At 40.0% G+C, this 20173-nt stretch carries 26 protein-coding genes; all 26 read left to right on the top strand.

All coding sequences use genetic code 11. From position 1 onward, the window contains the following. On the top strand, positions 1-267 hold the full coding sequence (gpW, locus tag CIN_RS04915; protein ID WP_008853954.1) for a gpW family head-tail joining protein: 267 nt from the start codon (positions 1-3) through the stop codon (positions 265-267). Further along, positions 264-1931 (top strand): phage portal protein, encoded by a 1668-nt coding sequence (locus CIN_RS04910; protein WP_040363969.1) that lies wholly within the window; start codon positions 264-266, stop codon positions 1929-1931. The genes gpW and CIN_RS04910 overlap by 4 nt, the downstream gene beginning before the upstream one ends. A gap of 6 nt (positions 1932-1937) precedes the next feature. After that, complete coding sequence (locus CIN_RS04905; protein ID WP_008853952.1) at positions 1938-2738, top strand: S49 family peptidase; 801 nt, start codon at positions 1938-1940, stop codon at positions 2736-2738. A 3-nt stretch (positions 2739-2741) separates the two neighbouring features. Continuing rightward, positions 2742-3377, top strand: coding sequence for a hypothetical protein (locus tag CIN_RS04900; protein WP_008853951.1), 636 nt, complete (start codon positions 2742-2744; stop codon positions 3375-3377). After that, on the top strand, positions 3374-3784 hold the full coding sequence (locus CIN_RS04895) for a head decoration protein (protein WP_008853950.1): 411 nt from the start codon (positions 3374-3376) through the stop codon (positions 3782-3784). Before CIN_RS04900 ends, CIN_RS04895 begins: the two co-directional genes overlap by 4 nt. Before the next feature lie 20 nt (positions 3785-3804). After that, positions 3805-4881, top strand: a complete 1077-nt coding sequence (locus CIN_RS04890; protein ID WP_008853949.1) for a major capsid protein — start codon at positions 3805-3807, stop codon at positions 4879-4881. Further along, on the top strand, positions 4874-5260 hold the full coding sequence (locus CIN_RS04885; protein WP_040363967.1) for a hypothetical protein: 387 nt from the start codon (positions 4874-4876) through the stop codon (positions 5258-5260). Before CIN_RS04890 ends, CIN_RS04885 begins: the two co-directional genes overlap by 8 nt. Next, positions 5250-5582, top strand: a complete 333-nt coding sequence (locus CIN_RS04880; protein WP_008853947.1) for a head-tail joining protein — start codon at positions 5250-5252, stop codon at positions 5580-5582. Before CIN_RS04885 ends, CIN_RS04880 begins: the two co-directional genes overlap by 11 nt. After that, a complete protein-coding gene (locus tag CIN_RS04875) occupies positions 5583-6068 on the top strand; it encodes a hypothetical protein (RefSeq protein WP_040363966.1) in 486 nt (161 codons plus the stop codon). It abuts the gene before it with no gap. Between the two features lie 21 nt (positions 6069-6089). Continuing rightward, a complete protein-coding gene (locus tag CIN_RS04870) occupies positions 6090-6296 on the top strand; it encodes a DUF2635 domain-containing protein (protein ID WP_008853945.1) in 207 nt (68 codons plus the stop codon). Continuing rightward, a complete protein-coding gene (locus tag CIN_RS04865; protein ID WP_008853944.1) occupies positions 6289-7767 on the top strand; it encodes a phage tail sheath subtilisin-like domain-containing protein in 1479 nt (492 codons plus the stop codon). The genes CIN_RS04870 and CIN_RS04865 overlap by 8 nt, the downstream gene beginning before the upstream one ends. 5 nt (positions 7768-7772) lie before the next feature. Further along, on the top strand, positions 7773-8144 hold the full coding sequence (locus tag CIN_RS04860) for a phage tail tube protein (RefSeq protein WP_008853943.1): 372 nt from the start codon (positions 7773-7775) through the stop codon (positions 8142-8144). Continuing rightward, a complete protein-coding gene (locus tag CIN_RS04855; RefSeq protein ID WP_008853942.1) occupies positions 8144-8734 on the top strand; it encodes a phage tail assembly protein in 591 nt (196 codons plus the stop codon). The genes CIN_RS04860 and CIN_RS04855 overlap by 1 nt, the downstream gene beginning before the upstream one ends. A 221-nt stretch (positions 8735-8955) precedes the next feature. Further along, on the top strand, positions 8956-11595 hold the full coding sequence (locus CIN_RS04850) for a lytic transglycosylase domain-containing protein (protein WP_008853941.1): 2640 nt from the start codon (positions 8956-8958) through the stop codon (positions 11593-11595). Next, entirely contained in the window at positions 11595-12266 is a 672-nt protein-coding gene (locus CIN_RS04845) for a DNA circularization N-terminal domain-containing protein (protein WP_008853940.1), read from the top strand. The genes CIN_RS04850 and CIN_RS04845 overlap by 1 nt, the downstream gene beginning before the upstream one ends. 1 nt (position 12267) lies before the next feature. Continuing rightward, the gene (locus CIN_RS04840; RefSeq protein WP_008853939.1) at positions 12268-12831 is read left to right on the top strand and encodes a hypothetical protein; all 564 of its coding nucleotides are present in this window, start codon (positions 12268-12270) and stop codon (positions 12829-12831) included. Beyond that, positions 12828-13970 (top strand): phage baseplate assembly protein, encoded by a 1143-nt coding sequence (locus tag CIN_RS04835; RefSeq protein WP_050798350.1) that lies wholly within the window; start codon positions 12828-12830, stop codon positions 13968-13970. The genes CIN_RS04840 and CIN_RS04835 overlap by 4 nt, the downstream gene beginning before the upstream one ends. A 115-nt stretch (positions 13971-14085) precedes the next feature. After that, positions 14086-14241 (top strand): hypothetical protein, encoded by a 156-nt coding sequence (locus CIN_RS11875; protein ID WP_008853937.1) that lies wholly within the window; start codon positions 14086-14088, stop codon positions 14239-14241. Positions 14242-14353: 112 nt separating this feature from the next. Continuing rightward, a complete protein-coding gene (locus CIN_RS04830; RefSeq protein ID WP_008853936.1) occupies positions 14354-15025 on the top strand; it encodes a hypothetical protein in 672 nt (223 codons plus the stop codon). Between the two features lie 60 nt (positions 15026-15085). Beyond that, the gene (locus tag CIN_RS04825) at positions 15086-15622 is read left to right on the top strand and encodes a phage baseplate assembly protein domain-containing protein (RefSeq protein ID WP_008853935.1); all 537 of its coding nucleotides are present in this window, start codon (positions 15086-15088) and stop codon (positions 15620-15622) included. Beyond that, a complete protein-coding gene (locus tag CIN_RS04820) occupies positions 15619-16101 on the top strand; it encodes a phage GP46 family protein (protein ID WP_008853934.1) in 483 nt (160 codons plus the stop codon). The genes CIN_RS04825 and CIN_RS04820 overlap by 4 nt, the downstream gene beginning before the upstream one ends. Beyond that, complete coding sequence (locus CIN_RS04815; RefSeq protein WP_008853933.1) at positions 16101-17207, top strand: baseplate J/gp47 family protein; 1107 nt, start codon at positions 16101-16103, stop codon at positions 17205-17207. The genes CIN_RS04820 and CIN_RS04815 overlap by 1 nt, the downstream gene beginning before the upstream one ends. Further along, positions 17204-17749: a putative phage tail protein gene (locus CIN_RS04810; RefSeq protein ID WP_050798349.1), complete on the top strand. Its 546-nt coding sequence runs from the start codon at positions 17204-17206 to the stop codon at positions 17747-17749. Before CIN_RS04815 ends, CIN_RS04810 begins: the two co-directional genes overlap by 4 nt. 19 nt (positions 17750-17768) lie before the next feature. Next, positions 17769-19016: a hypothetical protein gene (locus CIN_RS11370; RefSeq protein ID WP_008853931.1), complete on the top strand. Its 1248-nt coding sequence runs from the start codon at positions 17769-17771 to the stop codon at positions 19014-19016. Positions 19017-19133: 117 nt separating this feature from the next. Continuing rightward, on the top strand, positions 19134-19823 hold the full coding sequence (locus tag CIN_RS04800; RefSeq protein ID WP_008853930.1) for a phage fiber-tail adaptor protein: 690 nt from the start codon (positions 19134-19136) through the stop codon (positions 19821-19823). A gap of 21 nt (positions 19824-19844) precedes the next feature. Continuing rightward, on the top strand, positions 19845-20173 hold a 329-nt coding region (locus CIN_RS04795; protein WP_040363965.1), incomplete at its 3' end, for a hypothetical protein.

The following is a 20173-nucleotide window of genomic DNA, read 5'->3' as shown; positions in this document are numbered from 1 at the left end:
ATGATGACCTATGATCTGGCACCTAAAACAATATGGTCTAATTTATCAAGAGAAACATTACAGATTTATTTAACCCACGCACAACAAGCCTATAATGATTTGCTGATTGGAAATAAACCTATTTCTGTCTCGTATTCTCAAGAAACAGGGGCGAAGTCGGTGACTTATACCCAAGCCAATATGCAGCAATTACAGGGGTATATCATGGACTTGCAACGTGCTTTGGGGATTAATCGCAGGCGAGCAATCGGGGTTCGGTTTAGATGAGCAAAGTATCATCAATATTAGATCAATATGGACAACCGATGGTTCAATCCATGCCCAACAAACGGATGTCGTTGAATGGTGGGTGGGGGCGTGTCCCTTATGATGCTGCGGATAATACAGGGGCACATACTGGGAATTGGTTTCCTTATTTAACGTCGCCTGATGTTGAATTAAACCCTTGGCGTGATTTGATTGTCAGTCGTGTTCGGGATTTGGTTCGTAATGATGGCTGGGCTGCTGGCATTATTATTCGGATTTTGGATAATGCGGTTGGCAGTGTTTTTCGTCCATTAACAAAACCTGATTATCGAACCTTAGCTGTGAAAACAGGATTTGCTTTTGATGCACAATGGGCTTCGGAGTGGAGCAGTGTTGTTGATAGCCACTGGCGGTCTTGGGCAAATGATGATGGGCGTTATTGTGATACGGGACGCAGGCTTACTTTTTCTCAAATGATGTATGCAGGAATGTGCCATTCTTTAATTGATGGCGATGCGGTGGCGATGGTGAATTATATTCCTGAACGGTTGAGCCAACAGGCTTTATATGCGACTTCGGTGCAACTTATTGATCCAGATCGTTTGTCCAATCCTAATCAAGGCATTGATGAGATGTATTGTCGGGGTGGGGTGCAGATTGATCAATATGGCGCACCCATTGGATACCACTTCCGAGAGGCACATATTTCTGATTATTATGCACTCAGTAAAACCACAACTTGGGAATATGTAGATAAAGAAACAGAGTGGGGAAGACCCAATGTTGTTCATTATTTTGAATCGGATCGTGCCTCTGAACATCGTGGAGGTGCTGGGATATTAACCCCAATCGTTCAAAGATTAAAAATGATCACGAAATATGATCAGACAGAGATGGATGCAGCAACGATAAGTTCCATGCTATCTCTTTTCTTAGAAAGCCCCTTTGATCCTGTATCCGCTGCGGAGGCATTGGATGTTGAGGATGGTATGAAGGAATACCAGAATAATCGCGTTGATTATCACAATGGTAAAAGTGTTACTTTTGGTGGCGCACGTATTCCAACCCTCTTCCCAGGGGAGAGGATTAATACAGTCAGTGCATCTCATCCCCATAATCAATATAAAGAATTCTTAGGAACAGCACTGCGTCATATTGCAGCTGGCACAGGGGTTACGGCTCAGCAAGTCAGTAATGATTGGTCAGATGTAAATTATTCCTCTGCCAGAGCTGCAGCGTTGGAGGGATGGAAGACACTAACGCGTAGGAGAGATAATTTTGCAACGGGGTTTGCTTCTCCAATTCGTGCAGCATGGCTTGAAGAATGTTGTATAGTCGATGACCTTCCATGGCCCAAAGGGGCAACATATGATTGGATGGTTGATCATATTTCGTTGTTAAAAACACCGATTTCAAAATGTCAGTGGCTTGGCCCAGGGCGTGGTTGGATTGATCCTGTTGCTGAAAAAGAAGGCTCTGTTTTAGGAATGGAGGCAGGGCTTTCAACGTTAGAAAGTGAAATCGCGGAAAATGCAGGCGGAGATTGGGAAGAAACGCTTAATCAACGTGCGATTGAAATTAAACGATGTAAAGAATTAGGTATTCCTTTGCCCGAATGGGCTGGACCACAACAAAACGGCTGTGCTTTATCAGCAGCACAACCGCCACAAAAACCAACTCCATAAAGACAAATGATGAATATTATTGAATTTTTGAACCGACCTTTGGCGTTGGAAGGGGGACGTGCGTCTTCTTTGGCCAAAGAAATCATGGCAAGTGATCGACGTATGTTGGCGGATATGGGGGCAAGAGACTCTCCTAATTCTGAAACATATGATGATATAGCGGTGATAGAAATCAAAGGGATCTTAGTTCCTGGTGACTTTTGTTACTCAGGCTGGGCGTGTGGATATGGTTATATTCGTAATCAGCTGGCCAAAGCAGTGAACGATTCAAGTATTCGTAAGATCGTTTTGGTAATCGATAGCCCAGGAGGCGTTGCATCAGGATGCTTTGATCTCTCTGATGTAATTTATAAAATTCGCTCTGTGAAGCCAGTGATTGCTATTTGTGATGATAGTGCTTACTCCGCAGCCTACGCGATTGCTAGTGCAGCAAATGTTGTGACGGTTCCAAGAGCAGGGGGCGTGGGCAGTATTGGTGTGATTACAATGCATACGGATGTGACCAAAGCATTGGATCAAGAAGGCATTAAAATCACGACCATTACTTATGGTGCTTATAAGGGGGAAACAGCGCCAACAACATCTTTGAGTGAAGGGGCGTTAGGACGTATCCAAGCGGATGTTGATTTTTTAGGTGAGCTGTTTGTTGAGCAAGTCGCCAGAAACCGAAAACTATCTGCTCAGAAAATACGAGATATGGAAGCAGGAACCTTTCTGGGGCCACATGGTTTTGATGCAGGATTAGCCGACTTTGTGATGTCGGCTGATGAAGCGTTTTTATTTACAAGAGAATTTAAAGGAAAATAAAGAATGAGTAAGGCATTTAATCGTTTTGCACATTTGGTTGGTTTGCGTGCGCGAGCTGAGGAACCAGATCCAAACGATCAAACAGCAGAAAATAACGATCCAGATAATAATGCTGGAGATGATGGTCAAGATCCAGATGATCCTGAAGAGCAAAATAGTAGGGCAAAAAGCAAAAAGGCTAAGTCTAAAAAAGCAGAAGATGATCCAAATGATCCTAATGCTAATGATGATCCTGATCCAGACGCAGAGGATGGGGATGATGAAACCGATGCTGAGGATGAAGACGATGATACCACAGCCCAAGCAAGGGCAAGAGAGCGTGGGCGTTGTGCAGCGATTTTTGGCTGTAAAGAAGCAGCAAATAATTTGCCATTGGCGGCAGAATTGGCTTTTGGCACGAATATGCCCTGCAGTCAGGCAATACGCGTATTAAAATCGGGGAGTATTGCCCAATCAAACTCCACAGGCAGATCTTCTAAAGTATCAGCTTATGATCAAAAAATGATGCGAAGTCGTCAAACGGTCAGTATCGGCAAGCCTCAGACAAATCAACATCTTAATCCAATCAAAGCTGCTGCTGCCAGTATTTTAAATGCAGGCAAAGTAACGGGTTCAGTGAAAAAGGATATACAATTATGACAACATTTTGGGGTGGCACAGCGCAAATTTTTGGGAACAGAGATGTTAGCTATCGCCAAGATAATTTAATTGCAGGGGAGTTACAACCTGTTCCACAAAATATCACGTTAAAAGGGAACCAGGGTATTTTAAGACGTGGGACGATCCTTGGTAAAGATAAAACGGGTGTTTATGTGGTGTCAAAAGCTACAGCAACGGATGGATCTGAAAAATCACTGATTGTGTTGGTGGATACTTACGATACAGGTTCTGGTGATGTTTCTGGGGCTGGTGGTTATTTTACAGGTGAGTTTAATGCCAATCGAATCATTATGGATGACTCTTGGACGTTAGAAACATTACGTGATGCAGCACGACCTTTGGCACTCTTTTTCCAAGATGTTGTCAATGCTGATAACCCAACTTAAATTTTAACAGAGTATAATAAATGTCAGAAACACAAACTGATTTTCCAATTTATTCAACGATGACGTTGATTGATGTGGTGCCTAATTTAAAAGCTTCACAGTCTTTTTTGTTGGATGGTTTTTTTAAACGAGAGCTCCTATCTACCACAGCAGAAGTTGCTATTGATATCGATGTTGGTAAACGGCGTATGGCTCCTTTTTGTTCTCCTTTACATGAAGGAAAATTGGTTGAAACAAGAGCGATTCAAACCAAAACCTTTAAGCCACCTTATATCAAAGATAAACGTATTCCAGATATGCATAAACCTGTTATGCGTGCAATTGGGGAGCAAATTGGGGGTAACCAAATGACCCCTAGACAACGATATGATGCTAATATTGCCTTGGAAATCAAAGATCAGCTAGATATGTTGCAACGTCGTCAGGAATGGATGGCTGCACAATGTTTAGTTAATGGGTATTTAGTCATCAAAGGGAATGGATTTCCAGAAACCATTATCAATTTTAACCGTTCATCTGAACTTAATATTGTTCTTTCTGGAACAGATATGTGGGATGATCCTAATTCAACGGCTAATCCAACCAAAGAAATCAGAGATTTGGTTATTAGAACGCTGAATGTATCTGGGGCGCAGGTTACGGATTTAATTTTCACAAAATCTGCTTATGATGCTTTTATAAAGCACCAAGATGTGCAGCAGATCTTCTTAAACTCAGCCATTCGCAATAATAATGATGCCAATGTTCATCTCGGTCCACAAGCTGCTGCTGGGGCAATGATGATGGGGTATTGGGGAACTTATCGTGTCTGGATGTATAATGATTGGTATGTGGATGATGATAATGTTGAACGTCCAATGATTCCTGATGGTTTAGTGATTGGGGTTTCAGAAGATGAACTTAGAGGTATTCGGGCTTATGGCGTGATTATGGATGGTAACGTTGGTTATCAATCCGTTGCGTATGTTCCTAAAATGTGGGTACCTGATGACCCTGCTTTATTACATATTATGTTGCAATCTGCTCCGTTAGTGTTTCCAGCACGGATTGATGCAAGTTTTGTTGTTCATGTTGCACAAGGATATGAAAATGGCTAAAAATTCACAAACATCTGACGTGACAGAGTTAGAAAAAGAACCTGTCACACCTTTGGAAGACAATGATCTGACAAAAAGCAAATCAGAGGAACAGCCTCAGTCAGATCTAACCTCAGATGATAATTCAAAAGAGCAGAATGGTAATCAACCTTCTGCTCCTTTTGTATCAACTGGTAAAACAACAGTGACGCTTTTGAGTCTTCGGACATTACGTCATAATGGCATTGAGTATAAAGGGGGCACAACGCTTGATTTACCAACCAAAGATGCTGATCGTTTAATTAAGAATTATTATGCAGTGGCAGGAAGTATGTTACCCGTAGGGGGGATTATTGTGCCTAAAACGCATAATCCCAAAGCAGGTAGTGATGTCGATTGATTTTGAAACATTAGCCCTCAAACCTTGTATAGAAAGTTTTGGGAAACCTGTGATTTATCAACATCAATCAGGGCAAACGGTAGAGATAAAAGCGGTATTTGATGAGGTTACTCTTCAGCATGATCCGATGTCAGGAATGGATGCTGGGGGCAGTGGGGTTATGGCTTCTCGCACTGTTATCGGGGTTTCTTTGGGTGATTTCGTGATTGAACCTGATATGGATGATAAGGTGACTTTTAATGGAACAGATTATTCTGTCCAAGAAGTGCAAAAGGACGGTCAAGGTGGGGCGCATTTGGTTTTGAATAATGCGGAGATTTAAATGCAACCCAGTAAAAGGTTATACAGAGCGATCTTGCGAGATAAGCTGGTAGAAATCATTCGAAAAACAAAACTTTTAGAAGATGGAAAAGTTTTTGCAAATTTCCCCATTCGTGTTCCTCAAGATCGATTACCTTGTATTTATGTGTCATCTCCAGCGGATAGAGCAGAAGCTATAACTGTTGGTACGCCTGTTTTTAAACGCACGGCCACGTTGGTGATTCAATATTTTTGTAGTTTTGTGCATACTGAAGATGGGACGCTACAGCTTGATGATATTCTCTATCAATTAGAAGACGCCATTATGTGTGATTATGAGTTTCAACAGCTGGTTGAGCGTATTTCTTCTTTTGATACAGATGTTATTTTTAATGCGGATACGAGCAAACCAATTGCAGAGATTCGGTTCGTCATGACATGTGAATATCATGAAAACTATCATCCAGTAGGCCCTGAATTGACGCATATATCAGGTCAAACCATTTAAGTTATAAAGAGAAAATAAAATATGTTTGTAAAACCAGCACATGGGCGAAAGGTTCGTTGGCCTAATACCACGCGTCTTTTGTCAGAGCAAGGTGAAAATGTTCCAAATGATTTGTATTGGAACCGATTAATCATTACGGGCGATGTGGTTATTCAAGATACGCCTGCGACTATTTTAAAAGTGCAACAGGCGTCTAAATCAGGAAAAAAGGAAAATAAGGATGGTTGATACAATTTCTATTTCTGGCTATTCCAGTGATAATCGCGTGCCTGGAGTTTATTTTGCCCTTGATGCGTCCAAAGCCAATACGGCAACAACCAGACGCAGAGTTTTATTAATTGGACAAATGTTAACGACAGGCACTGGACAGCCTGATATTGCGGTTAATTGCGCAGGGGTGACCTCTACACAAGGATTATATGGAGCAGGTTCACAAATTGCCTTAATGGTCGAAGCCTATCGTAAAATTGATTCTAGTGGAGAGTTGTGGATATTACCTCTATCAGATCCCAGTGGTTCAAAAGCCACAGGATCTATAGAGTTCAATGGGGTGACAACGCAAAGTGGTAAAATCTCTTTATATATTGGCGATAAGTTAATAGAGCTTTTTGTTAATAAAGATGAATTGTCTAATGATATTGCGGGTAACCTAGCCGATAAAGTGAATGCTTATATTCATCTTCCTGTAGAAGCCACAGCACAAGATTCAAAAATCATCTTTACCGCAAAGAATATCGGGCAATATGGTAATGATATTGCATTGAATTTAAATTTACTTGGTGAGATTTCAGGTCAAACACTTCCTAATGGTTTAAGTGTACAAATTTCTTCAATGCAAAATGGAATTGGATATCCAACGAATTTAGTATCTTTGTTGTCCACTTTAGGAAGCCGTCAATTTGATTTGTTCATTCATCCTTTTACAGATATGCAATCTTTATCTGTGTTTACTGAATTTCTAGATGATCAATCTGGCAGATGGAAAATTACAGATCAATTATATGGACATAGCATTACAGCGATTGCAGGTTCATATGGTGAGGTAACGGTTATTGGTGATCAGCTGAATGATCAACACATGACGGTGATGGCTACATCAGATAGCCCCACCCATCCGATGATTTGGGCTGCACAAGTTGGTGCTCATGTAGCAGTGAGTATGCGGGATAATCCAGCTATTCCCATCACAGGATTAGTTTTAAAAGTAATGCCTCCTAGTGATTTAGGCATTTTTATTTTTAGTCAACGCAATTCTCTGCTTTATGATGGAATTTCAACTTTTGTTGTGAATGATAATAATGACGTAACCATTGAACGCCTGATCACCACCTATAAACGCAATAATTATGGTGAGGAAGATAATAGTTATCTCAATATTGAAACTATTTTAACGGCCAGTTTTGCATTGCAAGATATGAAGCAATATTTGGCATCACAGTTTCCCCGGTGTGTGCTGTTAAGGGATGGAGCAAAAATTACAGCAGGACAGCAAGCAACAACAGCAGAGTTAATTGGCAAAACTTGTATTGCACGGTACCGAACCCAAGCAAACAACTTATGGGTGCAAGATGCTGAAGGGTTTGCTGCGGAGTTAAAAGCCGAGAATATAGGCAAAGGCACAGTTAAACTGTTAATGCCATATCGTTTTTCAGACCAGCTTTTTGTTATTGCTGGGAATTGTCAGTTTACAAAAGGATAGTCAAAATGGCTTCAACACAAGGAGTGATAGGTGGTTATGGAACCCTTACTATTGATGGTGAGGTTTGGAATGCCAAGGATATTAAATTCACAACGAATGGATTTAAACGTGAAACATCAGTAGCGCAAACGGGTGTTGCTGGATTTACAAAAATGCCAACACAAGGATCTATTTCAGCAACATTAATTGATCGTAAAGACAAGCCAATTTTAGAAATGATGGGCAAAGAAACGGCAACGATTATTGTGCGTTTGGCTACAGGTAAAGTGGTAACAGGCAATGAAATGTGGTTGGTTGAACAACCAGAATTGAATACTCAAGAAGGGACTTATGAAGTTAAATTCGAAGGGGATGATGTGGTAGAGGATATTGCGTAATGGAACCAACAAAAACGATCTCATTAAAACAAGAAATTACTGTTGGTAATGAAATTTATCGTGAATTGACGCTTCGTGAGCCGATTGTGAATGAACTAATTACCTCATATAAAAATGCTGGGGAAAAAGGAACGACCGTTTGTGCATATGATGCACAGATCGCGCTTGTATCTAGTGTTTCTGGAGTAGCGATTAATGCTTTAGAAGCATTTCCTACGCGTATTTTAGATGAGGCGATTGAGTATTTAACAACGTTTCAAACACAAAATGACGACGAAATATGCGATGACCAATGGGAAATGCCTCTTGCTTCACCATTGCAATTATCAGATGGTAGTCAAATTGCATCGCTTGATTTAAAAGAGCCAACGGTTAAACAGCGTAAGGAAGCAATGAAAAAAATTGATGCTCATGGACAAGGAATTGTTGGTGGGTTGGAATTTCAAGCATCCTTATTAACACAGGTTACAGAACAAAAACTACCTACAATTTTAAAATTACCAATTAGTGATTTTACGAAAGCGACGAATTATTTAATGCGTTTTTTTCCCGATATTCAAAAGGTTGGGAAAGACTTACTTACCAACTAGATTATAATTTTAGAAGATTTTATAGAGATTTTACAAAACAACCTGATTTTAATTATCAGCCAGATCAATGGCCACAATGGTTAAAATTATGTCGTCAATTAATCTATTTATATAAATGGCCCCCTCAAGTCATTGATGAAATGACCTGGTCCCAATTTTTGGAAGCGCACAAGGCAACCATTGAAGGGGTAGAGGCCGAAAAAGCAGCACAGAGATAACATATGGTCACTCCTATTTCAGTATCTGTAACGGCGGTTGATAACGCGACGAAGATTTTTCAACGCGTTAATGCGAATATGGAACGGATGCAAGCTCCTGTTAAAAACTTGCAACGTTCTTTCGATCGTTTTTCTCAACTGTCTGGCATGAACCGATTGAATGAGGGATTTTCTCGTGTCAGAGCCTCTGCAACCTCGACTTTTAGAGTGATGGGACAGATTGCCCCTGTATTGGGAACGATTACCAGTGCGGTGACGATTGCAGGAATGGCACGCCTTGCAACGTCTTGGGCTAATTTTGGCAGCAATCTTCAATCGACTTCTCAACGATTGGGGATGTCTGTTTCAGGACTGCAAGGTTGGCAAAATGGCGCACGCTTGGCTGGGGTTTCTGCAGAAACGCTAACTTCGTCCATGACCTCTTTGCAGGATAAGATATGGAATGCAAGGGGCGGACGAGATCCAGAATTTCTTGCGAATATGAATGCTATGCATATTGCTATTAATAATGCAGACGGTTCGGCTCGTAAGGCTGAGGATGTGTTGGGGGATCTGGCCAACCGTATTCAAGGGATTAAAAATCCTGCTGCGCAAGCAAAAGTAGCTGTTGCTGCTTTAGGTGGTGCTGGTGAAGCAATGTTGCCTTTCTTGCGTGAAAGTTCTGCTGGAATGGCGCGGTATAGGCAAGATGCTCTTAAATATGGGGTGATGAATGAGGCTGGGGCGAATGCAGCCAATCGGTTAAGAATGGCACAAACTCGCATGATGATGTCGGTCGAGGGGTTTGGAAACTCGCTTGCACAATCGGTTCAACCTGTTTTAACGCCAATTATAGAAAATATGGCCCGTTGGATTGCGGTCAATCGAAGATGGATCAGTCAAAATATTGCAGGATATGTTCAGCAATTTGCTAATTATCTAAAATCTATTAATTGGCAACAAGTTTCGTCTGGAGCGCAACAGGTTTGGAATTCTGTTAAACAGTTTACGCAAACGATCCAAGAAAATATTGATAAAATAGGTGGTCTCAAAACAGTTTTAGGGGTTGTTGCTGGTGTTATGGGAATGAAAGTCGTTGGCAGTGTTATGTCAATGATTAGTCCGTTTACGACTCTAGCGATGACTATTGGAAGAATGGTTGTCCCAGCAGCATTATCACTATTGGCTGCAATGGGACCTGTAGCTTGGGGAGTTGCTGCTGCTGGGGTGATTATTGGTGGGGTATCTGCTTATATTTATAAACATTGGGATACATTTAAGCCGTATTGGGATAAATTATGGGGCGGTGTCAAACCAATATTTGATACATCGGTTAAAGCGATTGAAATTATTTTAAAGCCATTTATGGGGATGGTATCTCTTATTCAAAAGAATTGGGAGCCTTTAACGAATTTCTTTGGTGGAATGTTAGATGGTATTCAAAAAGCATTTTATAATGCCTTTCATTATATCGGAGATATTGTCAGTAAGATCACTTCTGCAGTTGATAAAGTCGGTAGTGCTTTAGGATTGACCAAACAACAAGCGGAAGCTGTATCGAATACAATGCAGATACAACCACCATCATCCGCGCTTTATACGCCCAGCGTTGCTGCAAATGATAATGGTGCTACATCTGTTAAAAATGGTGGTTGGATTGGCAGTTGGTTTACGGGTGGAAGTAAAGAAAAAGACGGAAGTAACGGAACTAATCAACAAATTAATAAAATGACTGGGCAAGTGAGTAATCTTGTTACTTCATTGACGGATAAGGTCGAACGAGCAACCAGAGTTCCAGCATCACCTGTTGCATCTAAGGCAAGTGTTGCTTCAAATGTTGTGCCATTTCCTGTTTCTCAAAATGGACAACAAACAGCGCGACAAAGTCCTGTTTTTAATAATACATTAAATGGTTACATTCAACAGGCAACTCAAGGAAGTATTGTATCACCAGCTCAGATGAAAGCTTTGATTATGACCGAGAGTGGTGGTCGTATGGTTGGCAATAAAACGACCTCTGCTTATGGATATACTCAGCTTACAAATGCAGCAGCAAAAGATATGGGGGTTAATAAATTTGATCCTTATCAAAATGTATTAGGTGGTCTTAAATATTACCAACAAATGCTTAAAATCGTTCAAGGGAACTCTATTGCTGCGTATGGTGCTTATCATGATGGTCCGGGAAGCAAAGGCGTTAAGCGGTTCTTAGCTTCTGGAGGGAAAGATTTATCAGGTTTCTCTGCTGAGGGAACAAAAGCCATGATGAATTTTCAAAACCATCTTGGTCAAGCGAATGGTGGGTTGCTTCAATTTAATCAAGCTATTCCTCAAGGGATTGCTGCAAATAATAATGTCCAAGCAACCATGCCAAGTATGCCTAATATGTCAAATGTTGCTTCTGTAACGCCTATTACAGCCAACTCAGGTTTAGGGCAGCTTGATGGTGGAGGGGGTGTTACTATGCCTTCTATGCCTGCAATCGGACTGCCACAGATCAATAATAGTCCGTCAGAACCACAAAAAATCGTGCTGGAAATTGAGATAAAGGGTAAACCGCAAGGTATGGATATTAAGGCAAACAGTCGCAGCCCGAGTTTAACCGTTGATTCCATTACTTATCAAAGAGCGATGGATGCAACAAAATCAGCGAGTGGATTTTAATGAGAAAAGCATCATTTCGAGGAGTTTCTTTTTGGGTTAATAGCAATGCTGGCGAAAATGGACGTAAAACCGCCATTCATGAATATCCTAATAAAGATACGGTTTGGGTTGAAGATTTAGGGCGTTCTCAACGGCGGTATCATATCCAAGGGTTTGTATTAGGTTCTGACTATCTGACGCAGCGTCAATTGTTAATTAATGCTGTGGAACAAGAAGGGCCAGGGAATTTAATTCATCCGACTTTGGGAATGTTAAAGGTTTCTGTTACGAATTATGGATGGAGAGAGCCTGATAATATCCAAAATAAAGTAGAAATTAATTTTGAGTGTATTGAATATAGCAATCCTATTGCTGGTTTTATTACAGAGCTAACAGGAACGTTAGTTGGTGATTTATCTGACGCGTTGTCTGATACGGCGATTGGGGATTTTTTAAGTGATACGGTACAGCCTTTAAATCTTGGCATGATGAATACAGCGGTATCGATTGCCAGTGATTGGGGTGGACAGGCTATTTTACAAGGTACGGGCACTATTCCAATTGCTTCTTTGGGAAATGTAGCTACTTCTCAAATGAGTGATGCGTTATTAAATCTTGCAACCAATAGAGATAATTTAACTAAAGCTGTAAAACTGATTGATCCAGATTTTGATGTAAACGGGGTTTATTAATATGGCAACAGCAACAGAATTCGCAAGTGCTATTACAACTTTACCAGAGGTTTTACGGGGGTTTTCTGATGATCCTAAAACGCAAATGGCGTTGTTATTTCCATTATGTGAATATCAAGTATTCATTACAGAAACGGTTGCGCCATTAGGACAAGCAGAAAATACCTTGATTAAAGCAACGGCATCACTTTGTCGCAGAGCTGCAATGGCCAGCCTTTGCAAGGCGATAGCCAACTGGCAAGCTGATAGTTGGGATGAAGTATTGGAAGTGCGTCGCAAGGTTTCTAGTTTACTTCAAAGTGAAATTTTGATTGCAACTGATGATAAAAATATGGAAACGGTTAGTGCATTACGTTCTTTGCGTGTCAAAGTCTTGGAAAGTTTAGCCAATGCAGCTGGGGAAGTGCCTCATTTAAGAACGATTACGCGCAGTGTTTCTTTGCCATCCTTACAGTTGGCACAACAACTTTATACGGATGGGAGTAGAGCATCAGAACTCATTAAACGAGCCAACCCAGTACATCCAGCTTTCATGCCAACGACGCTAGAGGTATTAAGCTCATGAGTATCAATACAGCGATATCCAGTGTCTTTGGCTCCAGTAATGCAAAAACAAACAAGGTAACGATTGATGTCAATGGAAAACGTTTGGATGGGTGGACCAGGGTTTCTATTCGTAGAGGTATAGAGATCATGCCTTCAACCTTTGAATTGGAATGTACAGAACTAGCAGACAAAGCCAGCGCTTTGCCAGAAGGAGCTGCTTGTGTCATCCGTATTGGTTCTGAACCTGTGATTACCGGTTATATTTTAACGGTGACGCGTAGGTTAAGTTCCAATGAGCATATTTTATCTGTGCAAGGAACATCGAAAACAACCGATTTGTGCGAATGTTCTGCAAAATTCTCGACGTATCAATTTAATAATATTCCAGTTATTAGCCTGATTAAAGAGATATGTAAGCCTTATGGCATTGGGGTGAAAACAGTTGGATCTATTGAAGATGTGGTCATTCCTCAATTCTCTGTTATTTTAACAGAGACAGGCTATGAAATTATTGAACGCATGACCCGTGCAGCAGCATTATTATTTTATGATGATACAGATGGCAATATTATTGTCAGTAAAGTCGGTTCAGAGGTTGCTGCGTCTGGATTTGTTGAAGGGAAAAATGTTGAAGAAGTCTCCGTCAGGCGGTCTATGGCAGGGCGGTTTAGTTCTGTTGATATGATCTTGCAAACGATGGCTCCTTTACAAGTATTACCCAGTGAAGACAATAACCTTGCTCAGCAAATGAAAGATTTAAGTGCTGCGCCTCCAGCGGTTGATCCAATGGTAAAACGGTATCGTCCATTATTGATTTCTGCAGAAATGGGGGATGCAGGCTATCAAGTTGCACAACAACGCGCACAATGGGAGGTCAATCGCAGGTTTGGAAGGTCTCAATCTGTGCAAGTGATTACGGATAGTTGGCGTGATCAAAGTGGAAAGCTATGGACACCCAACACATTGGCACCAATTTCGTTCCCAACATTAAAAGTGAATACAGCCAATACGCTCTTAATTTCTGAAACAGTCTTTAGATTTGGAAATGATGGCACTCATGCAGAAATTACCTTAATGCCCAGAGAAGCCTTTATGCCACAGCCTATTGTGTTGAATGCAGCTAATAGTGGTGTTGTGCAGGCAATGGCAGGGGGATAGTTTTTTGTGTTTTCTTGTTTTTTTATATAGTAAAACAATATTATAATATATAGTTTGTCTATTATTTCTTATCGTTTTATAATAACAATGATATTGTGCGAAAGGGAGCATATCAATGAAAAAAAATATATTTGAAAAAATGCTCTTAAAAACAGTTAAAGAAGTCGACTCTTATCAGAAAGATATTATTAAAAAACAAAAGGAAATAGAAGCTCGTGTCAAAGAACGAAGAGAAAGTATCCGTAGAGGAATTAAGATCGAAAGAGAATAATCTTTATGATTTTTTATATAATGATACCAGACGCATTGCTTCGTTTTTATCACAAATGAATGAGTTAGGATATTTACAACAAGTAAAGTAATCTGAACTTTCTGGTAGTGGTATGACACAAACTATGGAAGGTAAGGTAGTTGCGAAAACATCTCAACTTATTGAAGCCGGGGGAGAGGGCGGGTTTAAGGTTGCTCCTTATGAAAAGGAGGAACTAAACCTAGAAAGAACCTACGATCCATTATGGATACATGCTGTAAATTTTTTAAATTATCTGGAAAATAAAAAATTATTAGAAAAAGATATCTTACAAGCTAATATTGGCCAATTTGTAGAAATAAGTGGTCAGGTGCATTTAATTGATTTTGAGTCATTTAAAGAGTCTTTTATTTCACCGGAGATATATCAGGCTGCCGGTATTATAAAGAAAAAAGAACAACAGCTATTTTCTAAAGTTATGGCTTCACTGCCTTTTTCTTTGCAGGGGCATTTGGTGAATAATACAAAAAATATTTGGTTTACTTTGGATAAGATGTTTTTAACTGGGCAGGCAAGTGATCTTCTAATGAAATATGGATTAACATTAAAGGGGGCTTGGAATATTATCGGAATATTAGATGTTAAACCAAATGAAGATGTTTCTAATCAAAGTATAGAGTTTAGTCGAAATGGTTTATGGGATTTATTCACAGAGATTATACCTCCTATTCGTTCAACGATGGGGCGACCAGATAATGTTGCGTCGGTTACTCCTTTATTAATATATCGAGAGATTTCAAAGTAGTTTATTTAATTTATTAGTTTTAAAGCCACCCATTGAGGTGGTTTTTTTATTGGAAAAATCATGGCAGATAATACACGTTTAGCAGCCACACGGATCCACATGTCGTTGGGGGTTGGTCGTTTAACCAATGGTGTATCTACAGGGAAAAATACACCGACTGTTCAAGTGACATTTGCAGGGAATGAAGTGAGGGATCAAATTCCTTTAATGCAGCAATATGGTTTTGCTAGCAGTCCACTTCCTGGTGCAGATGCAGTAGCTTGCTTTCAGTCTGGGGATCGTAACAAAGGGGTTGTGATTGCCACCAACGATCAACGATATCGTATCAAAACACTCAAATCTGGAGAAGTGGCGATTTATCATATGTCAGGCTCTTCGGTCTTTTTAAAAAATGATGGATCCATTGAAATTAATCCTAAGGATAAGAAAACCATTATTAATAGTGATGTGCAAGTGAATGGTAAGATCGACGCAACGGGTGATGTGAATGCTAGCAGTATGGTTGCTTCTGGTGATGTCAAAGCAGGATCTATTAGCTTGAAAATGCATGAACATCCTAATGGAAATAACGGCAGCCCAACAGGCGTACCAACATGACAGAAATTAAAGATATTGGCATTGTTTGGAGTAATGAAACAGGCCAGGGTGAATGGCATATTGAAAATGGAGACATTGCCCTTGACCACGCCATTTACAGCTCGGTGATGGTATCGTTGTTTACAGATCGTGTTGCACCATTAGAGCCTTCACAAAGTGAAAAGAGCGCAGCTATTGGCAAAGTGGATGGGGATCGTCGTGGATGGTGGGGGGATATGTTACGCACGGAACCCATTGGGTCTCGTCTTTGGCAGTTAAAACGTGCCGTTAAAGCAGATAAAAATTCAATAATAGACTCAGCTCAAGACATGATTTACGAGGCTCTTTCTTGGATGGTTGAAAGTGGTTTGGTGGATAGTATGAATGCAGATGTTAAATGGGTTCAATCTGGCTTGCTACAATTTTCAATCTATTTGACAGAACCCAAGCAATATAGTCCGAAAATCTTTTTATTTTCCTGGGCATGGGAGGGGGTATAATGTCTTTTAAAACACCAAGTTTAAGTGAGTTAAAAGAACAAACTCAACAAGATATTGTGAATGCAGGTATTCCAGGGGTGGATACAACATTACAGAACTCTGTAATTAGCACGATTGGCACGGTTCAAGCTGGATTAACGTGGCAGCATTTTGCCTATTTAGATTACATTGCCAAACAAGCTGTGCCATGGACGGCAACTCAAGAATATCTGGCAGGGTGGGGAGTTTTAAAGAATGTTTATCAAAAAGCCCCAACCAAAGCGACGGCTATTGTGCAATTTACTACTGTAGATAATGTAATTGTTCCTAAAGGAACGATTATTAAACGCCCAGATGCGTGGAGTTATGTCACACTAGCAGATAGTATTGATAATCAAGCGACGATTGAATCTGTTGATACAGGATCAGACGGTAATGCTGGGCAAGGAATTAGCTTGACTTTAGGAAATGCTTTGGCGGGTGTAAATGCGAAAGTGACGGCATTAACCCCTATTACAGGTGGTGCAGATTTAGAGGATGAAGAAACCTATCGTAACAGAGTGATCGAGGCGTATCGTATTTCTGGGTCGGTTGGACGAGAACAAGAATATATTTTGTGGGCAAAGTCAGTTTCTCAGGTATCGAGAGCATGGGTTGGACGGAATGGTTTTGGAATTGGGACAGTCATTGTTTGGATTATGTGTGATGAGGCCAATCTGTCTAATGATGGCTTTCCTGTGGGTGAAGATGGATCAGCAACGGATGAATATCGTTATAATGTAGCCTCTGGCGATCAATTAACAGTTGCGAACTTTATTTGGAAAAAGCAACCTGTGACGGCTTTGGTTATTGTATGTTCTCCTATTGCCCAGCCTGTTAATTTTGTTATTTCAGACTTAGGTGTGAATAATACTATCGCAAATCAAGAAACCATTAAAGCTGCGTTAAAAGATATGTTTCAAAGAGAAGCAGCACCAGGAACCTCTCTTTATCCTAGTTCTTGGGAGCGTGCGATTGGATCTATTACAGCAATTAATCAATATCATATTGCCAACCCAACAGAGGCGATCATTCCATCAAGTAAAGGGCATTTACCTACTCTAGGAACGGTTACTTTTCAATCATGATCCCGAATTATACTAGTAAAGATTTTAGAAATGCCTTGCTTAACCTGTTGCCTATGGGGCCTATATGGTCACGGGCAGAGGGCGGAATGGTGTGGTTTTGGGCAAATATCATTGCTCAAAGTTATGTGCGTAATAGTGATCGTGCGATTGAGTTGCTAAAGGTTGCTTTTCCATCAACGGCTACAGAGTTGATCACCGAGTGGGAAAATACAGTTGGATTGCCTGATCTGTGCGTTGGGCCAGTTGAAGACATAGCAACGCGTCAGATGTTGGTTGTGGATCGTTTGGTTTCTTCCATTGAAAGTTCAACAGATTTTTATATTGCGTATGCCAAGAAATATTTCGGGATTGATATTGTCATAGATCAATATTCTCCGTTTCGATTTGGAACGTCTTTTAATAGGCCTTTTGGTTATGAAGAATGGTCGCATACATGGCGTATTCGTTCAGATCAAGATTTGCAGTTTCTGTCTTGTATTTTTACTCGTATGGCACCTGTGCATACTTATATTTTATTTGGTCCATTTGCGGATGAGTTATAATTTTAAGAAAGAATAAAGAATGGATAGATTAATTTCAAATCATACAGTTCCTTTGGCAAAGGCGGATAGAGCACCTAAAAAAGTTATTGATCCCACACCACAATATGCAACGGATGGAGATCCAGCTACAGGTGTTCCAGCGACTTATTTAACTGCAGCGCATTATAACTCTTTAATGGATGAAATTGTAAATGCGATTGAAGCAGGTGGATTAAATCCTGAGAAAGATGATTGGGGGCAATTAGCTAAGGTTATTACAAAAATTATCAGTCGCTTTGGTAATATCAAGGAGGTCGGTAAAGATAGCAATGGTGTATATGTCATTGTTAATGAAAATGGTAAAGATCAAAAAACATATATTCTCAGCCCAAGCGATCTTGATGATATTAATAAACGCCTTAGTGCTGCAGAAGGAACAATCATTACCCATACCAGTCGTTTAGATAATTATGGAGATGCGATTAATCGTATTTTTAGTCAAGAGTTACCGGGTAAGGCTAATATAAGTGGAAGTTCTGGACAAGATTTTAACGCAAAAAACTTAAATGTAAGTGGTGTTAATACGGGTGGTCTAGGTATTGGGGGAACAAATGGTATTGGCACATCAACAACTTTATGGGGATTTTCTCCTCAGTTATTAAATACTGACGACGGTGGATTATATCGCAAAGGATTACTTAATTTAATTTATGCTGGTACTGATGATGCGGATACACAGCCAGTTAATACACGGCAAGTTATGCAGATCTCGGTAGATCGTGCAAAACATACTTCTGGCGATGATTTATCGTCTACAGCAAATAAAACCGTTTTACATACGCGCAGAGTAAGTCTCTATTCAGATTTATATGTTTATGGGACAACTCAAGGGGCTCCTGCAGATTTATCTGAAAACTATAAATCCGATCAAGAGGGTTATATTCCAGGTCAAGTCATGATGAGATCGGTGAAACCAGGTATTGAAGTGGAGTTGTGTACGGATCCAAAGCGAGCTTTTGGCATAATCTCAACAGATCCATATGCGGTGATGAATGGTAAAAGAGAAGATACTGAAGATTTTAATAAATATGTTCGCATCGCAATGATTGGGCGTATTCCTGTTTGGGTTGAAGGACCATTAACGAAGGAGGATCATATCACGGCAACTGAAAACGGAATGGCTAAGGCCTCACGAGACCCATCAGATGGATGGCTAGGGTGGCCTATTGAACCAGATGAACAAACAGAATTAAGATTGGTTGAATGTTTTGTTACGGCGGTTATATAAATGAAAATAAAGACTTTGGTGCACGATCCGCCTTTTCTTAATTATAAAAACTATCCAATAACCTCTCAGTTTTCACTGTAGAGGTTTTTTTATGCAATTTTATCAAGGAGAGAATATATGGAAAATGACTCAATAATTGTTCTTAAAGCAGGAAGTCTGGAAAAAGAGGTCATTACTTTACAAAGTAAAGATCAAGAAGAAGCTTTGTATTATGCATTTTCTTTGGAAAAACGAATAGGAAAGCAGACGATAAAGTCGGTATCATGGACATCAATAGCCGACGATATAGATGTAAGTAATATTACAACTGATAAACAAACATTCCAATGTTTGATTTCAGGAGGTACTAATTATCAAAATGTTGGCATCACATTCAAAGTTATTACCAGTGCTGGTGAGACACGAACCTTTAATAGTGTTCTTCCTATTCGTCCAGCAGGTATTATGGAGGCTGTTGGAAATAATACGGTTATTGTTTTGGGGAATAGTCAAGAAGGGGCAAGAATTGAAGATATATCAATAACACCCACTGGCTTCAACTTTAAAACGACTGACGGAAAATCATTAGATGTCGTTCCAGAGGGTATTTATATAGAGAACGGTAATATGGTGGTACCAGAAAAAATTGGTAAATTACCTGATGATTTTGTGCTGAATGGTAATATCTATATCGCCCCTGATGCCTATTTAACTGGCACGAAAACACTCCCACAAGGTCTATCATTAAACTCAAATATTGTGATGACTAATGGCTCGGTGTTCTTTCCAAAAACAATCAACAACAATGGCTTACTTTGCGCTGCTTAACAAATAAAGGATTTTAAAAAAATGGCTGATATCCAAACAAATGCACCTAAAGATTTAAACTTAACAGATTGTTATGTTAGTTCAGATGGGGGAAACACCAAAACACCTCTAATTGATATTAAAACTTCTGCTGATACTGCTACAACTAAAGTTGCAGAATTAGAGCAAAAGATTACAGATAACAGCGATTTAAATATTGATACATCTAAATTCTTAACAACAGATAGTATTAATAAAGCTAATGGTGTTGTTGGTACTAATGATAAGAATGAAGTTTGGCTTCCTGTAAGTTTAGATGCTCCGCAAACTTGGTTAAGAGCTGGTAAAAACAAAGATGGGACAGTAGTTAA

The organism is Commensalibacter intestini A911, assembly GCF_000231445.1.
Classification (GTDB): domain Bacteria; phylum Pseudomonadota; class Alphaproteobacteria; order Acetobacterales; family Acetobacteraceae; genus Commensalibacter; species Commensalibacter intestini.
This window is presented reverse-complemented; position numbering and strand designations above follow the sequence as displayed.

Bases quoted from the DNA above. Each gene is read 5' to 3' on its own strand.
- CIN_RS04895 (WP_008853950.1), top strand. From the start codon at position 3,374: ATGACAACATTTTGGGGTGGCACAGCGCAAATTTTTGGGAACAGAGAT.
- CIN_RS04905 (WP_008853952.1), top strand. From the start codon at position 1,938: ATGATGAATATTATTGAATTTTTGAACCGACCTTTGGCGTTGGAAGGG.
- CIN_RS04875 (WP_040363966.1), top strand. From the start codon at position 5,583: ATGCAACCCAGTAAAAGGTTATACAGAGCGATCTTGCGAGATAAGCTG.
- CIN_RS04855 (WP_008853942.1), top strand. From the start codon at position 8,144: ATGGAACCAACAAAAACGATCTCATTAAAACAAGAAATTACTGTTGGT.
- CIN_RS04890 (WP_008853949.1), top strand. From the start codon at position 3,805: ATGTCAGAAACACAAACTGATTTTCCAATTTATTCAACGATGACGTTG.
- CIN_RS04815 (WP_008853933.1), top strand. From the start codon at position 16,101: ATGTCTTTTAAAACACCAAGTTTAAGTGAGTTAAAAGAACAAACTCAA.
- gpW (WP_008853954.1), top strand. From the start codon at position 1: ATGATGACCTATGATCTGGCACCTAAAACAATATGGTCTAATTTATCA.
- CIN_RS11370 (WP_008853931.1), top strand. From the start codon at position 17,769: ATGGATAGATTAATTTCAAATCATACAGTTCCTTTGGCAAAGGCGGAT.
- CIN_RS11875 (WP_008853937.1), top strand. From the start codon at position 14,086: ATGAAAAAAAATATATTTGAAAAAATGCTCTTAAAAACAGTTAAAGAA.
- CIN_RS04830 (WP_008853936.1), top strand. From the start codon at position 14,354: ATGACACAAACTATGGAAGGTAAGGTAGTTGCGAAAACATCTCAACTT.
- CIN_RS04820 (WP_008853934.1), top strand. From the start codon at position 15,619: ATGACAGAAATTAAAGATATTGGCATTGTTTGGAGTAATGAAACAGGC.
- CIN_RS04900 (WP_008853951.1), top strand. From the start codon at position 2,742: ATGAGTAAGGCATTTAATCGTTTTGCACATTTGGTTGGTTTGCGTGCG.
- CIN_RS04885 (WP_040363967.1), top strand. From the start codon at position 4,874: ATGGCTAAAAATTCACAAACATCTGACGTGACAGAGTTAGAAAAAGAA.
- CIN_RS04860 (WP_008853943.1), top strand. From the start codon at position 7,773: ATGGCTTCAACACAAGGAGTGATAGGTGGTTATGGAACCCTTACTATT.
- CIN_RS04810 (WP_050798349.1), top strand. From the start codon at position 17,204: ATGATCCCGAATTATACTAGTAAAGATTTTAGAAATGCCTTGCTTAAC.
- CIN_RS04825 (WP_008853935.1), top strand. From the start codon at position 15,086: ATGGCAGATAATACACGTTTAGCAGCCACACGGATCCACATGTCGTTG.
- CIN_RS04800 (WP_008853930.1), top strand. From the start codon at position 19,134: ATGGAAAATGACTCAATAATTGTTCTTAAAGCAGGAAGTCTGGAAAAA.
- CIN_RS04835 (WP_050798350.1), top strand. From the start codon at position 12,828: ATGAGTATCAATACAGCGATATCCAGTGTCTTTGGCTCCAGTAATGCA.
- CIN_RS04880 (WP_008853947.1), top strand. From the start codon at position 5,250: ATGTCGATTGATTTTGAAACATTAGCCCTCAAACCTTGTATAGAAAGT.
- CIN_RS04850 (WP_008853941.1), top strand. From the start codon at position 8,956: ATGGTCACTCCTATTTCAGTATCTGTAACGGCGGTTGATAACGCGACG.
- CIN_RS04910 (WP_040363969.1), top strand. From the start codon at position 264: ATGAGCAAAGTATCATCAATATTAGATCAATATGGACAACCGATGGTT.
- CIN_RS04840 (WP_008853939.1), top strand. From the start codon at position 12,268: ATGGCAACAGCAACAGAATTCGCAAGTGCTATTACAACTTTACCAGAG.
- CIN_RS04865 (WP_008853944.1), top strand. From the start codon at position 6,289: ATGGTTGATACAATTTCTATTTCTGGCTATTCCAGTGATAATCGCGTG.
- CIN_RS04870 (WP_008853945.1), top strand. From the start codon at position 6,090: ATGTTTGTAAAACCAGCACATGGGCGAAAGGTTCGTTGGCCTAATACC.
- CIN_RS04845 (WP_008853940.1), top strand. From the start codon at position 11,595: ATGAGAAAAGCATCATTTCGAGGAGTTTCTTTTTGGGTTAATAGCAAT.